15 protein-coding genes are annotated in these 12,722 nt (G+C 66.0%); 7 read left to right on the top strand and 8 right to left on the bottom strand.

What is annotated here, in order from left to right; translation table 11 throughout:
• Nucleotides 1-60: 60 nt before the first annotated feature.
• Nucleotides 61-2,469, top strand: coding sequence for a phenylalanine--tRNA ligase subunit beta (pheT, locus tag DQG17_RS09435; RefSeq protein WP_116132435.1), 2,409 nt, complete (start codon nucleotides 61-63; stop codon nucleotides 2,467-2,469).
• Nucleotides 2,470-2,500: 31 nt separating this feature from the next.
• Nucleotides 2,501-2,932 (top strand): hypothetical protein, encoded by a 432-nt coding sequence (locus DQG17_RS09430; RefSeq protein ID WP_116132434.1) that lies wholly within the window; start codon nucleotides 2,501-2,503, stop codon nucleotides 2,930-2,932.
• 46 nt (nucleotides 2,933-2,978) lie between these two features.
• On the opposite strand, the gene DQG17_RS09425 is transcribed toward DQG17_RS09430, so the two are convergent.
• Entirely contained in the window at nucleotides 2,979-3,698 is a 720-nt protein-coding gene (locus DQG17_RS09425; protein WP_116132433.1) for a glutathione S-transferase family protein, read from the bottom strand.
• Between the two features lie 201 nt (nucleotides 3,699-3,899).
• Between DQG17_RS09425 and mscL the strand changes: the two genes are divergently transcribed.
• Entirely contained in the window at nucleotides 3,900-4,322 is a 423-nt protein-coding gene (gene mscL / locus DQG17_RS09420) for a large-conductance mechanosensitive channel protein MscL (RefSeq protein ID WP_116132432.1), read from the top strand.
• Nucleotides 4,323-4,414: 92 nt separating this feature from the next.
• Here mscL and rpsU read toward each other — a convergent pair whose 3' ends face one another.
• A complete protein-coding gene (rpsU, locus tag DQG17_RS09415) occupies nucleotides 4,415-4,621 on the bottom strand; it encodes a 30S ribosomal protein S21 (protein WP_116132431.1) in 207 nt (68 codons plus the stop codon).
• Nucleotides 4,622-4,740: 119 nt separating this feature from the next.
• Between rpsU and DQG17_RS09410 the strand changes: the two genes are divergently transcribed.
• The gene (locus tag DQG17_RS09410; protein WP_116132667.1) at nucleotides 4,741-5,481 is read left to right on the top strand and encodes a COQ9 family protein; all 741 of its coding nucleotides are present in this window, start codon (nucleotides 4,741-4,743) and stop codon (nucleotides 5,479-5,481) included.
• A gap of 190 nt (nucleotides 5,482-5,671) precedes the next feature.
• Complete coding sequence (aqpZ, locus tag DQG17_RS09405) at nucleotides 5,672-6,397, top strand: aquaporin Z (protein WP_116132430.1); 726 nt, start codon at nucleotides 5,672-5,674, stop codon at nucleotides 6,395-6,397.
• Between the two features lie 50 nt (nucleotides 6,398-6,447).
• On the opposite strand, the gene DQG17_RS09400 is transcribed toward aqpZ, so the two are convergent.
• The 3 genes from DQG17_RS09400 to DQG17_RS09390 all read right to left on the bottom strand — a co-directional run bounded on the left by DQG17_RS09400 (nucleotide 6,448) and on the right by DQG17_RS09390 (nucleotide 8,318).
• Nucleotides 6,448-7,137 (bottom strand): YafY family protein, encoded by a 690-nt coding sequence (locus DQG17_RS09400; RefSeq protein WP_116132429.1) that lies wholly within the window; start codon nucleotides 7,135-7,137, stop codon nucleotides 6,448-6,450.
• Between the two features lie 9 nt (nucleotides 7,138-7,146).
• Nucleotides 7,147-7,524, bottom strand: coding sequence for a VOC family protein (locus tag DQG17_RS09395; protein WP_116132428.1), 378 nt, complete (start codon nucleotides 7,522-7,524; stop codon nucleotides 7,147-7,149).
• A 164-nt stretch (nucleotides 7,525-7,688) separates the two neighbouring features.
• Complete coding sequence (locus DQG17_RS09390; RefSeq protein ID WP_116132427.1) at nucleotides 7,689-8,318, bottom strand: ribonuclease T2; 630 nt, start codon at nucleotides 8,316-8,318, stop codon at nucleotides 7,689-7,691.
• A gap of 121 nt (nucleotides 8,319-8,439) precedes the next feature.
• Here DQG17_RS09390 and DQG17_RS09385 point away from each other — a divergent pair, with 121 nt between their 5' ends.
• Nucleotides 8,440-9,201 carry a DUF1013 domain-containing protein gene (locus DQG17_RS09385; protein WP_116132426.1) on the top strand — a complete coding sequence of 254 codons (762 nt, stop codon included), beginning with the start codon at nucleotides 8,440-8,442 and terminating at the stop codon, nucleotides 9,199-9,201.
• Between the two features lie 111 nt (nucleotides 9,202-9,312).
• The gene (locus DQG17_RS09380) at nucleotides 9,313-9,831 is read left to right on the top strand and encodes a DUF4453 domain-containing protein (protein WP_198666058.1); all 519 of its coding nucleotides are present in this window, start codon (nucleotides 9,313-9,315) and stop codon (nucleotides 9,829-9,831) included.
• A 12-nt stretch (nucleotides 9,832-9,843) separates the two neighbouring features.
• Here DQG17_RS09380 and recR read toward each other — a convergent pair whose 3' ends face one another.
• From recR to DQG17_RS09365, 3 genes are all read right to left on the bottom strand, one after another.
• Nucleotides 9,844-10,443 carry a recombination mediator RecR gene (gene recR / locus DQG17_RS09375; protein WP_116132424.1) on the bottom strand — a complete coding sequence of 200 codons (600 nt, stop codon included), beginning with the start codon at nucleotides 10,441-10,443 and terminating at the stop codon, nucleotides 9,844-9,846.
• A gap of 16 nt (nucleotides 10,444-10,459) precedes the next feature.
• Nucleotides 10,460-10,807, bottom strand: coding sequence for a YbaB/EbfC family nucleoid-associated protein (locus DQG17_RS09370; RefSeq protein ID WP_116132423.1), 348 nt, complete (start codon nucleotides 10,805-10,807; stop codon nucleotides 10,460-10,462).
• Between the two features lie 108 nt (nucleotides 10,808-10,915).
• On the bottom strand, nucleotides 10,916-12,706 hold the full coding sequence (locus DQG17_RS09365) for a DNA polymerase III subunit gamma/tau (protein ID WP_116132422.1): 1,791 nt from the start codon (nucleotides 12,704-12,706) through the stop codon (nucleotides 10,916-10,918).
• Nucleotides 12,707-12,722 lie beyond the last annotated feature (16 nt).

Raw genomic sequence — 12,722 nt, 5'->3', positions numbered from 1 at the left:
ACCCTCGGCAGGTTTCCGGCTAAGCACAGCCGACCTCTGACGACGCGAAGGGCCCGCCCGATGAAATTCACGCTTTCCTGGTTGAAGGATCACCTCGACACCACCGCCAGCGTGGACGAGATCACCGAGGCGTTGACCGACCTCGGGCTTGAGGTCGAGGGGGTCGAGAACCCGGCCGAACGGCTGCACGCCTTCACCATCGCCAAGGTGAAATCGGCCGAGCAGCACCCCGATGCCGACAAGCTGCGGGTCTGCGTCGTCGAGACCGGTACTGGCGAGACGCAGGTCGTCTGCGGGGCGCCGAACGCGCGGGCGGGCATCACCGTCGTGCTTGCCACACCTGGCACCTATGTTCCCGGCATCGACACCACGATCGGCGTCGGCAAGATCCGCGGCGTCGAAAGCCACGGCATGATGTGCTCGGAACGCGAGCTGGAACTGTCGGACGAACACAACGGCATTATCGAGCTGCCCTCGGGCGAGGTCGGGCAGCGTTTCACCGACTGGCTGGCCGCGAACGATCCGGTCAAGGTCGATCCGGTGATCGAGATCGCGATCACTCCGAACCGCCCCGATGCGCTTGGCGTGCGCGGGATCGCTCGCGATCTGGCCGCGCGCGGGCTTGGCACCATGCGCAACCGCGACATCGACCCGATCCCGGGGCATTTCCCCAGCCCGATCACGGTCAGCATCGACGAGGACACGCTGGAGCAATGCCCGGTGTTCTTTGGCCGTGTCATCCGCGGAGTAAAGAACGGCCCCTCGCCGAAGTGGCTGCAGGACCAGTTGCGCGCCATCGGGCTCAGGCCGATCTCGGCGCTGGTCGATGTGACGAACTTCTTCACCTATGACCGCAACCGTCCGCTGCACGTCTTCGATGCCGCCAAGGTGGCGGGCAACCTGCGGGTTCATCGCGCCCTGGGCGGCGAGACGATGATCGCGCTCGACGACAAGGAATACACTTTCGAGGCCGGCATGACGCTGATCTCGGACGATGCCGGGGTTGAATCGATTGGCGGCGTGATGGGCGGGCTGCCCACCGGCTGCACGATGGAAACGACCGAGGTCTTCCTTGAGGCCGCCTATTTCGATCCGATCCGCACTGCCTTTACCGGGCGCGCGCTCAAGATCAATTCCGACGCGCGCTATCGTTTCGAGCGTGGGATCGATCCGACCTGGACCCCCGAGGGGCTGGAACTGGCCACCAAGATGATCCTCGATCTCTGCGGTGGCGAGGCCTCGAACGTGGTGCACGCGGGCGCGATCCCGCATGTCGAGCGCGCCTATCCCTTCGATCCGCATCGGGTCGAAAAGATCGTCGGCATGGCGATCCCCGAACGCCAGCAGCTCAAGACGCTCGAGGCGCTCGGTTTCGTCGTGATGCACGGCGAGGCCTATGTACCGGCCTGGCGGCCCGATATTCTGGGCGAGGCCGACCTTGTCGAGGAGGTGGCGCGCGTCGCTTCGCTGACCAAACTGGAAGGCCAGCCGATGCGGCGTGCCCGCGCCGGCGTGCCGGCCCCGGTGCTGACGCCGCTGCAACGCCGCAGTTCCACCCTGCGCCGGACGCTCGCGGCGCTCGGCTACAACGAATGCGTCACCTATTCCTTCATCGATCGGGCCTCGGCGGCACTGTTCGGCGGTGGCGATGAAGCCCGGCGGCTGGAAAACCCGATCAGTTCAGAGCTGAGCGACATGCGTCCCGGGTTGTTGCCGGGACTGCTGCAGGCAGCGGCGCGAAATCAGGCGCGCGGGTTCAACGACCTCGCGCTGTTCGAGATCGGCGCGACCTTTGCCAGCGGCGAGCCCGAGGGGCAGGGGCTGCAGGCGAGCGGTATCCTCATCGGCGCGACCGCGCCGCGCGATGTGCACGGTTCGCGGCGGCCGGTCGATGTCTATGACGTTCGCGCGGACCTCGAGGCGGCGCTGGCGGCCATCGGTGCGCCGGCAAAGGTTCAGATCCGCCGCGACGCGCCGGCCTGGTTCCATCCCGGCCGCTCGGGCGTTCTCTGCCTTGGACCCAAGCTGGTGCTGGCCGAATTCGGCGAGCTGCACCCGAAGGTGCTCGACGCGCTCGACGTCAAGGGTCCGGCGGTCGGTTTCACGATCTTCCCCGAGGCGGTGCCGTTCCCGAAGGCGCAGGGGGCCAGCCGCGGTGCGCTCGACATCGCGGACCTGCAGGCGGTCGAACGCGACTTTGCCTTCGTGCTCGACCGGCAGGTCGAGGCGATCGACGTGGTCAATGCTGCGGCAGGGGCCGACAAGGCGCTGATCGAGGAGGTGCGCGTCTTTGACGAGTTCCACGGCGAACGGGCCGAGGCGCAGATGGGGGCGGGCCGCAAGTCGCTGGCGATCACCGTGCGGCTGCAGCCCCGCGACAAGACCCTGACCGACGAAGAGATCGAGGCGGTGGGTCGCAAGGTCATCGAAAAGGTCGCCAGGGCAACGGGGGGCGTGCTGCGGGGATAGAACCGCGCGCCCACAAGAGGGGGGATCCGTCATGCAGATATCGGCTGTCATGGGCTGTGTTGCTGCCTTGGGGATCGCGCTGGCCGGTGTGCCGGCCGCGGCGCAGACCAGCAAGGCGGCGGCGTGGCTGGCGCGCGAGCAGATCGCCGAGGCCTGCGGCAACGCGGGCGGGACCATCGCGCCCGCGGCGCTGATCGAACGCGACCTTACCGGCGATGGACGCGCCGACCTGATCCTGTTTCACGAGGGCATATCCTGCAAGGGCGGCGGTCGCAGCGGCAATTGCGGGACGCAGGCCTGCAGCCTGCTGATCTATGTCCGCGAGGGCGATCTTCTGGTTCTGAAAGGCGAGACCTTGAGCGTCGGGCTGACGATTGGCCCGGGCGAAGTGCCGGTGATCGCGGGGCACGACCATGTCGGCGGTGCCTGGTCGCTGCGCTGGGACGGGCAGCGATTTCGCTGATCGGTGCCCGCCGGGGCGTTGCTCGCCCCGGCGGCCCGATTTCGGTTCAGTCCCTCGGCGGGATGATCAATCCGCGCTGCACCGCCGGGCGGGCCAGAAAGCGATCGCGATAGGCTGCAACATTGGGAAAGTCGGTCCAGCCAAGCGTTTCCAGCGCGTCATAGCCGGTCTCGAGCGTCCGCAGCCAGGGGGCGATGGCGATGTCGGCGATGGAATATGCGCCGGCGATCCAGTCGCGACTGTCGAGCTGACCTTCCAGCACGTCCAGCAGACGACGGGTCTCGTCGACATAGCGCCGACGCGGGCGTTCGTCGGCAATATCCTTGCCGCCATAAGCATAGAAGTACCCAAGCTGGCCGAACATCGGCCCAATCCCGCCCATCTGGAACATCAGCCACTGGGTGACGACGGCGCGGTCCCTCGGCGTCTGCCCGATCAGCCGCCCGGTCTTGTTGGCCAGATAGAGCAGGATCGCGCCGCTTTCGAACAGCCCGATCGGGGCGCCGTCGGGGCCATCGGGGTCGATGATCGCCGGGATCTTGTTGTTTGGGTTCAGCGACAGGAACTCGGGGCTTTTCACATCTTCCTCGGCCAGCGTCACCTTGTGGGCTTCATAGGGCAGGCCAAGTTCCTCGAGCGCGATCGAAACCTTCACCCCGTTCGGCGTCGGGAAGGAATAGAGCTGGATCTTCGTCGGGTCGGCCGGCGGCCAGCGCCGGGTGATCGGAAAATCCAGCAGGCTCTGACGGGGGGATAGGTCGTCCATGGGGTGCTCCAGCAATTCTATTGACAAGACCTAGCCATTCCGGGCGGCGATTGCACCTGCACAAACCGGCAAGGGGATGTGCAGGAATCCGCAGGCATTGACCTGATGCATCACGCCGCTAGGCTGCAGAGATGAAGTGCGGGCCGCCCGATCCGGTCCCGCCAGATCCCTCAACCCGACCGACCCCAAGGAGACACCGGAATGATCAAGGAGTTCCAGGCCTTCATCGCCCGCGGCAACGTGATGGACATGGCCGTCGGCATCATCATCGGTGCTGCCTTCACCGCCATCGTCAGTTCGCTGGTCGATGACCTCATTACGCCCTTCATCAGCCTGTTCACCGGCGGCCTCGACTTCTCGGGCCTCGGCTTCAGCCTCGGCGGGGGCGAACATGCCGCGACCTTCGCCTATGGCAACTTCATAACCTCGGTGATCAATTTCCTGATCATTGCCTGGGTCGTCTTCCTGATGGTCAAGGGGGTGAACCGGGTCAGGGACATGGCCGATGCGACGCTGGGCGCCGACAAGCCCGCGGCCGACGCGCCGAAACCGCCGACCGATACCGAGCTGCTGGCCGAGATCCGCGATCTGCTCAAGGCCCGTAGAGACAGCGACGCGGCCTGACGGCGGGGGCCAGAAAAGGGTTCAAAACGCGAAAACCCCCGAGCCAACGGCACGGGGGCGACGAGCGGCGCGGGCCGCCGGTTCGCGTGGGATCAGACGAGCCCTTCGCGCTGTGCCTTCTTGCGTGCGAGCTTACGAGCCCGGCGAACCGCCTCGGCCTTCTCGCGCGCCTTCTTTTCAGAAGGCTTCTCGAAGTGCTGTTTGAGCTTCATCTCACGAAATACGCCTTCGCGTTGAAGCTTCTTCTTGAGCGCGCGGAGCGCCTGATCGACGTTGTTGTCGCGAACACTGACCTGCATCTGGGTGTCACCACCTTTCCTGTTAGAGTTGCAACTGTCTGCAGGAGATGGCCCTATAGCAAGGGAGTCCGGCCATGTCCATCGCGCCGGCCCCGAAAAACCCAACGAAGAGGTCCGAAATGACGGATTCCCGCCCAGGCACCGCCAACATCGGCGCCACAGATCCCCAGGCCGAGATGAAATCGCGTCTGCTCGATGCCGCGCTGATCCATGTCGCATTCGACGGCTGGAGCGACGGCACCTTTCGCGCCGCCTGCCGGGACGCGGGAATCGATCCCGCCGTCGCGCGGGTGATCTGCCCCCGAGGCGCGGTGGATCTGGCGCTTGCCTATCACGACCGCTGCGATCAGGTGATGCTGTCCCGGCTTGCCGGGACCGATCAGACCGGAATGCGGTTTCGCGACCGGATCGTCACCGCGCTGCGCTATCGGATCGAGGCGATCGACGACAAGGAGGCGGTGCGCCGGGCGACGGCGCTGCTGTCGCTGCCGCCCTATGCCGGCGACGGGGCGCGCGCGCTCTGGACCACCGCCGACCGGATCTGGACGACGCTCGGCGATACGTCGGATGACATAAACTGGTACTCAAAGCGCATGTCGTTGTCGGGCGTGCTCGGTTCGACGGTGCTCTACTGGCTTGGCGACGAAAGCGTGGATCATGCCGATACCTGGGCGTTCCTGCATCGGCGTGTCGAGAACGTTCTTGCGTTCGAAAAGCTGCGTTCACGGATAACGGGAAATCCTGCTATGAAAGTCGCCTTTGCCGGGCCAAACTGGCTGATCGGCAAGGTCCGGGCGCCGACAGCCACCAAGGGCGCCTATCCCGGCCGTTGGGGCAAGGGCCGGCGCCTGGACGCCTGAACGGTCCTCCGGGCGGCCTGAACACCTTTGCATGCTTGAGCGGTGCGGCAAATTTGCCGTGCCGCTTTTGGCGTTCGAAAACCACTTCGCTGCGGCATTTTGGTACGTCATAAGACACTCACTTGGCCGGGAGCGGGGCGATTTCTGCCCCATCCGGGAATGGCAAAAATTTTCTTCAGGAAATATCGACATGTCCAAAAAACTCATCGCCGAATTCATCGGCACATTCTGGCTGGTGCTTGGCGGGTGCGGTGCCGCCGTGCTTGCGGCCGGCGTCCCCGACGTCGGAATTGGCTATCTCGGCGTTTCGGTGGCCTTTGGCCTGACCGTGCTGACCGGTGTCTATGCGCTCGGCAACATTTCGGGCGGGCACTTCAACCCGGCGGTCTCGCTGGGGCTGATGATGGCCGGCCGGTTCGACGGCAAGGACCTGCTGCCCTATTGGGTCGCACAGGTCGCGGGTGCGATTGCGGCGGGCGCCGTGCTGTTCATCATCGCCAGCGGACAGGCCGGATTTTCGTCGATCGGCAATTTTGCGCTGAATGGCTATGGATCCGCCTCGCCGCAGGGCTATGGCCTGTTCGCGGGGCTGGTCAGCGAGATCGTGATGACGGCGATCTTTCTTGTAATCATCCTCGGTGCGACCTCGCCAATGGCGCCCGCGGGCTTTGCCGGCATCGCCATCGGGCTTGGCCTGACGCTGATCCACCTGATCACGATCCCGGTCACCAACACTTCGGTCAATCCGGCACGGTCGACCGGCGTTGCGATCTTTGGCGGCGGCACCGCGCTGGCGCAGCTCTGGCTGTTCTGGGTGGCGCCGCTGATCGGCGGCGCGCTGGGTGCCGTGATCTGGAAGCTGGTTTCGCCGGCAACCGTCTCCGACGTCATGAATATGGAGCCGGAGGGTTTCTGAACGACGGCGCCCGTCCTTGTGGCGGGCGCTATCCCCTTGGCTGCGCCGTCCTACCCGTGGCGCCAATCCTCCATCTGCCGGAAGAACTCGCCGAGGCTTTTCGCCCGTTCGTCGCGAAAGCGCTCGCCTGTGTCCTGCAGCGCTTCGATCCGGTCGAGCCGGAACATGCGGAAATCCGAGCGCAGCTCGCACCAGGCGACGAGCGTCCAGACCTTGCCCCAGAACCACAGGCCGAGCGGCCGCAGCCGCCGGGTCGTCGCCGCTCCCTCGGCGTCGCTATAGCCAATCTCGATCACCGCGCGCCGCTCGACCGCGGCTTCCAGCGCGTCGATGCGCGCCCGCAGCGCGTCGGTCATTTCCGGCGCCATGGAATGGATCTGCACCGCTGCGGCACGGGCGCGCTCGGGCTCGGGCAGGACCGCGGCAATCTTGATCAGCGCCTCTTCGGCGCCGCGGGCCATCGCGGCGCCGCCCCAGGCCCGGACCAGCCGGGCGCCGGCGACCAGCGCCACGATTTCGTCTGCCGTGAACATCAGGGGCGGGATCTCGAATCCCCCTTGCAGGACATAGCCGACGCCGGCCGCACCCTCGATGGGCACGCCCGAGGCCTGCAGATCGACAATGTCGCGATAGATCGTGCGCTCGGACACCTCGAGCGTTTCTGCGAGCCGCGCCGCCGTGGTCAGCCGCCCACCCCGAAGGTGCTGGACGATCCTGAACAGGCGGTCGGCGCGGCGCATTTTATTGCCTCAGGCGTGCTTGAACAGGCCAATGCGATTGCCGTCGGGATCGGCGGCATAGAAATACTGGCCGGGCGGGATCGTCACGATGTCCGACAGCACCCGCCCGCCGGCCGCTTCGGTCCGCTGCATCGCGTCTTCGATGGTGCCATCGATGGCCAGAAAGATCACCGGACCCGTCTCGGCCTGGCCAGGTTCGCCGACAAACAGGTTGGCCGAGATGCCTTCCGCTCGGTCGGCCACGCGAAACACGGCGACCTCTTCGCCGCCCATGTCGACCTTGTCGATCGTGGCGCCGGTCGCTGCGGCGTAAAAGGCGATGCCCTTGTCGAGATCGCGCACCGGGATTTCGGCCCAGAGGGTGATATTCTTTGGGATAAAGCTCATGTGATGTCCTTTCCAGAGCTGTTGCCCGTTGCTTGTTGCATACCCCTCCTGACAGCATCCTGTCAGGAGCCTTCCACGCGCCGTCCGAAAAACGGCAGCCCGGCTTTGGCCTGCGATTCAGTGTCCCCGCTGCGCCGAAGGGCGCTGGCGGGACGGTCCCTTCGCTAGCGGACAGGCTCCAGCAGCGCGCGGGTGTCCTGACAATCGCGACGCACGTCGGGGGCGCAGACGCGGGGCTCCAGATCCTTTGTCAGGCAGATCCTTGTCTCCATGATCCGGCCGTCTCGGCAGGTCACGGTCACCATGTCGGGGGTCAGGCCGGGGTTGGCCTCGATCCACGCCTGTTCGATGACCCTGGCGGGCAGGACCACGGGCGCGTCGAGCCGGCGCAGCACTTCGGGCCGGTCGAACGCCTCGAAAGCCGCGCGGGAGGCCGTGAAATAGGCCTCGGGCGCAAGCCCCGAACAGCGCCCGTGCTTCTTCCATTCGTACCAGGCAAGCCCCGGCGAGCCCATGATGTCGGCCATCGCCCGGGTCTCGCGCCGCGACGGGTCGCGCACTGTGGTCGGGCAATAGGCCGGCCAGCCATCCTCGTATTGCGGCCAGAGCCCGTGCAGGACCCAGCCGACCTTTCGGCCCGGAGCGCATTGCGCGGCCGCCTCGGCATCGCCTTCGAGCGCGCAAAAGCTCGGGCTCCAGCTCAGCGTCAGGACATAGTAGTCGAACCTGCCGGCGGGCTCTCCATCTGCCCAGACGGCCGCAGTCATCGCCAGCCAAGCTGCAATCCAGCGCATTTCGCCTTTCCTTTCCGCTCCGGCGCGCTTATATGCGAAGCAATCCCCGAAATCGAGGAATTGCGGCCCCAAGGGTCGCGGCCGTTTCCGGCCACGGGAAAGTTGTGCTAAGGAGGCAGACATGAACAAGCCGCTGATGGCAAAGGCGACCGCCGTCTGGCTGGTCGACAATACGACGATCAGCTTCAGACAGATCGCCGAATTCTGTGGCCTGCACGAGCTGGAAGTGCAGGGTATCGCAGACGGCGATGTCGCTGCGGGCGTCAAGGGATTCGACCCGGTCGCGAACAGTCAGCTCGACCAGATCGAGATCGACCGGGCCGAGAAGGACCCGACGCACAAGCTGAAGCTGAAGTTCAACCCGGCCGCCGTCGGCGAGGAAAAACGCCGTGGCCCGCGCTATACCCCGCTCAGCAAGCGTCAGGACCGCCCGGCCTCGATCCTGTGGCTGGTCAAGTTCCATCCCGAATTGAGCGATGGCCAGATCGGCAAGCTTGTCGGCACCACCAAGCCGACGATCCAGGCGATCCGCGAGCGCACCCACTGGAACATCTCGAACATCCAGCCGATCGACCCGGTGGCTCTGGGGCTTTGCAAGCAATCCGAACTTGATGCCGCGGTCCAGAAGGCCGCCGCCAAGCGCGATGCGGGCAGCGTGGTGATGAGCGATGACGAGCGGCGCAAGCTGGTGTCGACCGAACAATCGCTGGCCTCCGATCCCGAACCCCGGATGCCGACCGCGATCGCCGGGCTCGAGACCTTCACGCTCGGCGGCGACCCGCGCGACGAAGAGGACGAGAAGGATCACGAGCGCATTTACGACGCCGAGACCTTCTTCAACCTGCCGGGCGATTCCGACGACGACGACGATCCCCAGCCTTGATCCGAATCTTAACCGCGCGCAGGATCGCCCCCGGCCACAAGGGCCGGGCTTTTCGAGGATCCCATGCGGTTGGTGTTTTTCACATTGGCTGTTTGCGCAGCCGGCCCGGTATTGGCCGAAGATCCGTGTCAGGACCTTTGGTACGCGCGTAACCTGATCTTCGACCGGGCCGGGTTCTGCTTTGACAGCACTCTCGGCAAGGCGATCTTCGACAATTCCGATTGCACGACCAGGACGCCCGAGTTCTCGCCCGAGGATTCCCTGCGTCTGGCCAGGATCGAGGCGATCGAGGATCGCGGCGCCTGCGCAGTGAACACTGCAACCACGCTTCTCGACCTGCCCGATCTGCCGCTACGCAAGCGGATCGACCCGCCGCCGGTTCTGGACCCGCAGGTCCCGGGCTGGGGCTGCGTCGGCTGGACCGGCGGAGCCGGAACGCTGCACATTGGCCAGTCTCCCAACACGCTGATCAGCGGACAGGTTCAGGCCGGCGACACAATAACCAGCCGCTATCTTCCAGAGCAGGGCTGGTCCTTCCTGACCGTCGAGCGGCCGTCGACCGGTCAGAGGTTTGTCGGCTGGTCGAAACTCGAGGTGCCCGACACCCTTTGCGAAAGCCGTCTCGACTGAGCCCGCGCCCTGTCAGAGCGCCCGGCGCGCCCGCAAAGCAGCGGTGATCGTGCCTTCGTCGAGATAGTCGAGCTCGCCGCCGATCGGCACCCCCTGGGCGAGCGAGGTCACGCGGATACCCAGCGGTTCGATCTGTTCGGCGATGTAATGGGCGGTGGTCAGGCCGTCGATGGTGGCGTTCAGCGCCAGGATCACCTCGGAAATCGATTCCTCGCGGATCCGCTCCACAAGCCGGGGAATGCGCAGCTCCTCCGGCCCGACCGAATCGAGCGCCGACAAGGTGCCGCCGAGCACATGATAGCGGCCCTTGAAGACGTGGGCGCGTTCCATCGCCCAAAGGTCTGCCACATCCTCGACAATGCAAAGCTCACCCGTCGCGCGGGCCGCGTTGCCGCAGATCCCGCACAGCGAGTCGGTGCCGATGTTGCCGCAATTCACGCATTCCTGCGCCGTCGCGGCCACCGCCTGCATCGCCTCGGCCAGAGGCACCAGCAGCGCGCCGCGTTTGCGGATCAGCTGCAGCACCGCGCGACGGGCCGAGCGCGGGCCAAGACCCGGCAGCCGGGCCATCAGCTCGATCAGCCGCTCGATCTCGGGCGATCCCTGGGTCATCTGGACAGACCGGGCGTCAGAGCCCGGGGATGTTCATGCCGGCAGGCAGGCCCAGTTCGGCGGTCATCTTTTCCATCTCTTGCCGGGATTTTTCCTGCGCCTTGGACTGGGCGTCCTTGATCGCGGCAAGGATCAGGTCCTCGACCACTTCCTTTTCGTCGGGATTGAAGATCGACGGGTCGATCTCGAGCCCGGTCAACTCGCCCTTTGCCGTGCAGCGGGCGCGCACAAGGCCGGCGCCGCTTTCACCGATCACGACGGTGTTTTCCAGATCGGACTGGAGTTCGGCCATCTTGGCCTGCATCTCCTGCGCCTTCTTCATCATCTTGGCCATGTCGCCAAGGTTGCCTAGTCCTTTGAGCATCTGGATCCCCTCAAGAGCGTTTTGCGCAACCTAGTGATCCGGGGGGGCCGGAACAAGATGCGAAAGCGGCGCGATCTGGGCGCGAAAGGTCGGCGGCCCCGTTCAGGGTCAGTCTTCTTCGAACGGGTCCCATTCGTCCTCGACCTCGGGCAGCGCATCCTGCGCGGCGTCGGCGGCGAGTTCCGTGCGGGTGCGGATCGCGGTAATCCTGGCCTTGGGAAACGTTTCCAGCACGGCCCGGACCATCGGGTGGGTCAGCGCCTCGGCTTCCAGCGCACTTGCCTCTGCGACCTTGGCCTCGGCCAGCGTCGGGGCGCCACCGGTGCCAACGACCGAAACCGCCCAGCGATTCCCGGTCCAGGCCTGCAGTCTGGCACCGAGCCGTTGTGCAAGGTCGGGGGCGGCATCCGGGGTCGGTTCAAACTCGATCCGTCCCGGGGAATAGCGGGCAAGCTTCAGGGTCTGTTCGATCTCGATCAGGAACGGGACTTCGCGGTGGCTGCGGATCAACGCAATCACCTGGTCGAAACTCGTGAAGCGGGCCAGCGCCTGTTCGGGCGCGGCCTGAAGGGCGGCGACCGGGCCGCCGCCGGCGCTGCCCTGACGGCCGCCGGAGGGCGCAGACGATCCGCCCGCAGAAGCAGGGGCGGAGGCAAAGCCGGCACCCGGAGCGCGCGGTGCCGTGAACTGACCGCCGCCGCCGCCGCCGGGGCCTGCCGGATCGAGGCGCGGCGCGGCTTGCAGCCGGCGCACCAGATCGCCCGGGGTCGGCAGGTCGGCGACATGGGTCAGGCGGATGACCGCCATTTCGGCGGCCATCATGGTGTTCGGGGCAATGGCGACCTCTTCCAGCGCCTTCAGCAGCATCTGCCACATGCGCGCCAGAACCGGCATGTCGAGTGTTTTCGACAGCCCAAGGCCGCGGTCGCGTTCCTCGGGTGGCACGGTCGGGTCCTGCGCCGCCTCGGGCGTGATCTTGATGACCGAGACCCAGTGGCAGACCTCGGCCAGATCGCGCAGCACCGCCATCGGGTCGGCGCCGTCGGCATATTGCGCCGACACTTCGGCCAGCGCCCCCGCTGCGTCGCCCCGCAGGATCATTTCGAACAGGTCGAGCACCCGTCCGCGGTCGGCAAGCCCCAGCATGCCGCGCACGGTGTCGGCGTCGGTCTCGCCCGCACCCTGGCTGAGCGCCTGGTCGAGCAGCGAGGTCGCATCCCGCGCCGAACCTTCGGAGGCGCGCACCAGCAGCGCCAGCGCCTCGTCGGTGATCTGGCCCGCCTCGGCGTTCGCAAGCTTGCGCAGCAGGCCGGCCATGTCCTCGGGCTCGATCCGGCGCAGGTCGAACCGCTGACAGCGCGACAGCACCGTCACCGGCACCTTGCGGATCTCGGTGGTGGCAAAGATGAACTTCACATGGGCGGGCGGTTCCTCGAGCGTCTTCAAAAGCGCGTTGAACGCGCTTTTCGACAGCATGTGAACCTCGTCGATGATGTAGACCTTGTAGCGTGCATTGCCGGGCGCATAGGCTACCGAATCGAGCACCTGCGAACGGATGTCGTCGATCCCGGTATTCGAGGCAGCGTCCATTTCCAGCACGTCCACATGCCGGCCCTCGGCAATCGCGCGGCAATTCTCGCAGACGCCGCAGGGGTCGGTCGTCGGTCCGCCGGTGCCGTCGGCGCCGGTGCAGTTCATGCCTTTTGCGATGATCCGGGCGGTCGTCGTCTTGCCGGTGCCGCGGATGCCCGTAAGGATGAAGGCCTGGGCGATGCGGTCTGCCGCGAACGCGTTCTTCAGCGTGCGCACCATGGTCGCCTGGCCCACCAGGTCGTCAAAGGTCTGCGGGCGGTACTTCCGCGCCAGTACCTGATAGCCGCTGTCGCCTGTCCCGCTCATGTCGCCCTTCGTTTCC

The sequence above is a fragment of the Tropicimonas sp. IMCC34043 genome (assembly GCF_003390845.1).
In the GTDB taxonomy this organism is placed as follows: Bacteria; Pseudomonadota; Alphaproteobacteria; order Rhodobacterales; family Rhodobacteraceae; genus Tropicimonas.
The sequence above is the reverse complement of the archived record's forward strand: the minus strand, read 5'-3'. Positions and strand labels throughout refer to the sequence as shown.

What these genes read in the sequence shown, in the direction of transcription:
- pheT (WP_116132435.1), top strand. Translation starts at nt 61, where the DNA reads ATGAAATTCACGCTTTCCTGGTTGAAGGATCACCTCGACACCACCGCC.
- DQG17_RS09430 (WP_116132434.1), top strand. Translation starts at nt 2,501, where the DNA reads ATGCAGATATCGGCTGTCATGGGCTGTGTTGCTGCCTTGGGGATCGCG.
- DQG17_RS09425 (WP_116132433.1), bottom strand. Translation starts at nt 3,698, where the DNA reads ATGGACGACCTATCCCCCCGTCAGAGCCTGCTGGATTTTCCGATCACC.
- mscL (WP_116132432.1), top strand. Translation starts at nt 3,900, where the DNA reads ATGATCAAGGAGTTCCAGGCCTTCATCGCCCGCGGCAACGTGATGGAC.
- rpsU (WP_116132431.1), bottom strand. Translation starts at nt 4,621, where the DNA reads ATGCAGGTCAGTGTTCGCGACAACAACGTCGATCAGGCGCTCCGCGCG.
- DQG17_RS09410 (WP_116132667.1), top strand. Translation starts at nt 4,741, where the DNA reads ATGACGGATTCCCGCCCAGGCACCGCCAACATCGGCGCCACAGATCCC.
- aqpZ (WP_116132430.1), top strand. Translation starts at nt 5,672, where the DNA reads ATGTCCAAAAAACTCATCGCCGAATTCATCGGCACATTCTGGCTGGTG.
- DQG17_RS09400 (WP_116132429.1), bottom strand. Translation starts at nt 7,137, where the DNA reads ATGCGCCGCGCCGACCGCCTGTTCAGGATCGTCCAGCACCTTCGGGGT.
- DQG17_RS09395 (WP_116132428.1), bottom strand. Translation starts at nt 7,524, where the DNA reads ATGAGCTTTATCCCAAAGAATATCACCCTCTGGGCCGAAATCCCGGTG.
- DQG17_RS09390 (WP_116132427.1), bottom strand. Translation starts at nt 8,318, where the DNA reads ATGCGCTGGATTGCAGCTTGGCTGGCGATGACTGCGGCCGTCTGGGCA.
- DQG17_RS09385 (WP_116132426.1), top strand. Translation starts at nt 8,440, where the DNA reads ATGAACAAGCCGCTGATGGCAAAGGCGACCGCCGTCTGGCTGGTCGAC.
- recR (WP_116132424.1), bottom strand. Translation starts at nt 10,443, where the DNA reads ATGACCCAGGGATCGCCCGAGATCGAGCGGCTGATCGAGCTGATGGCC.
- DQG17_RS09370 (WP_116132423.1), bottom strand. Translation starts at nt 10,807, where the DNA reads ATGCTCAAAGGACTAGGCAACCTTGGCGACATGGCCAAGATGATGAAG.
- DQG17_RS09365 (WP_116132422.1), bottom strand. Translation starts at nt 12,706, where the DNA reads ATGAGCGGGACAGGCGACAGCGGCTATCAGGTACTGGCGCGGAAGTAC.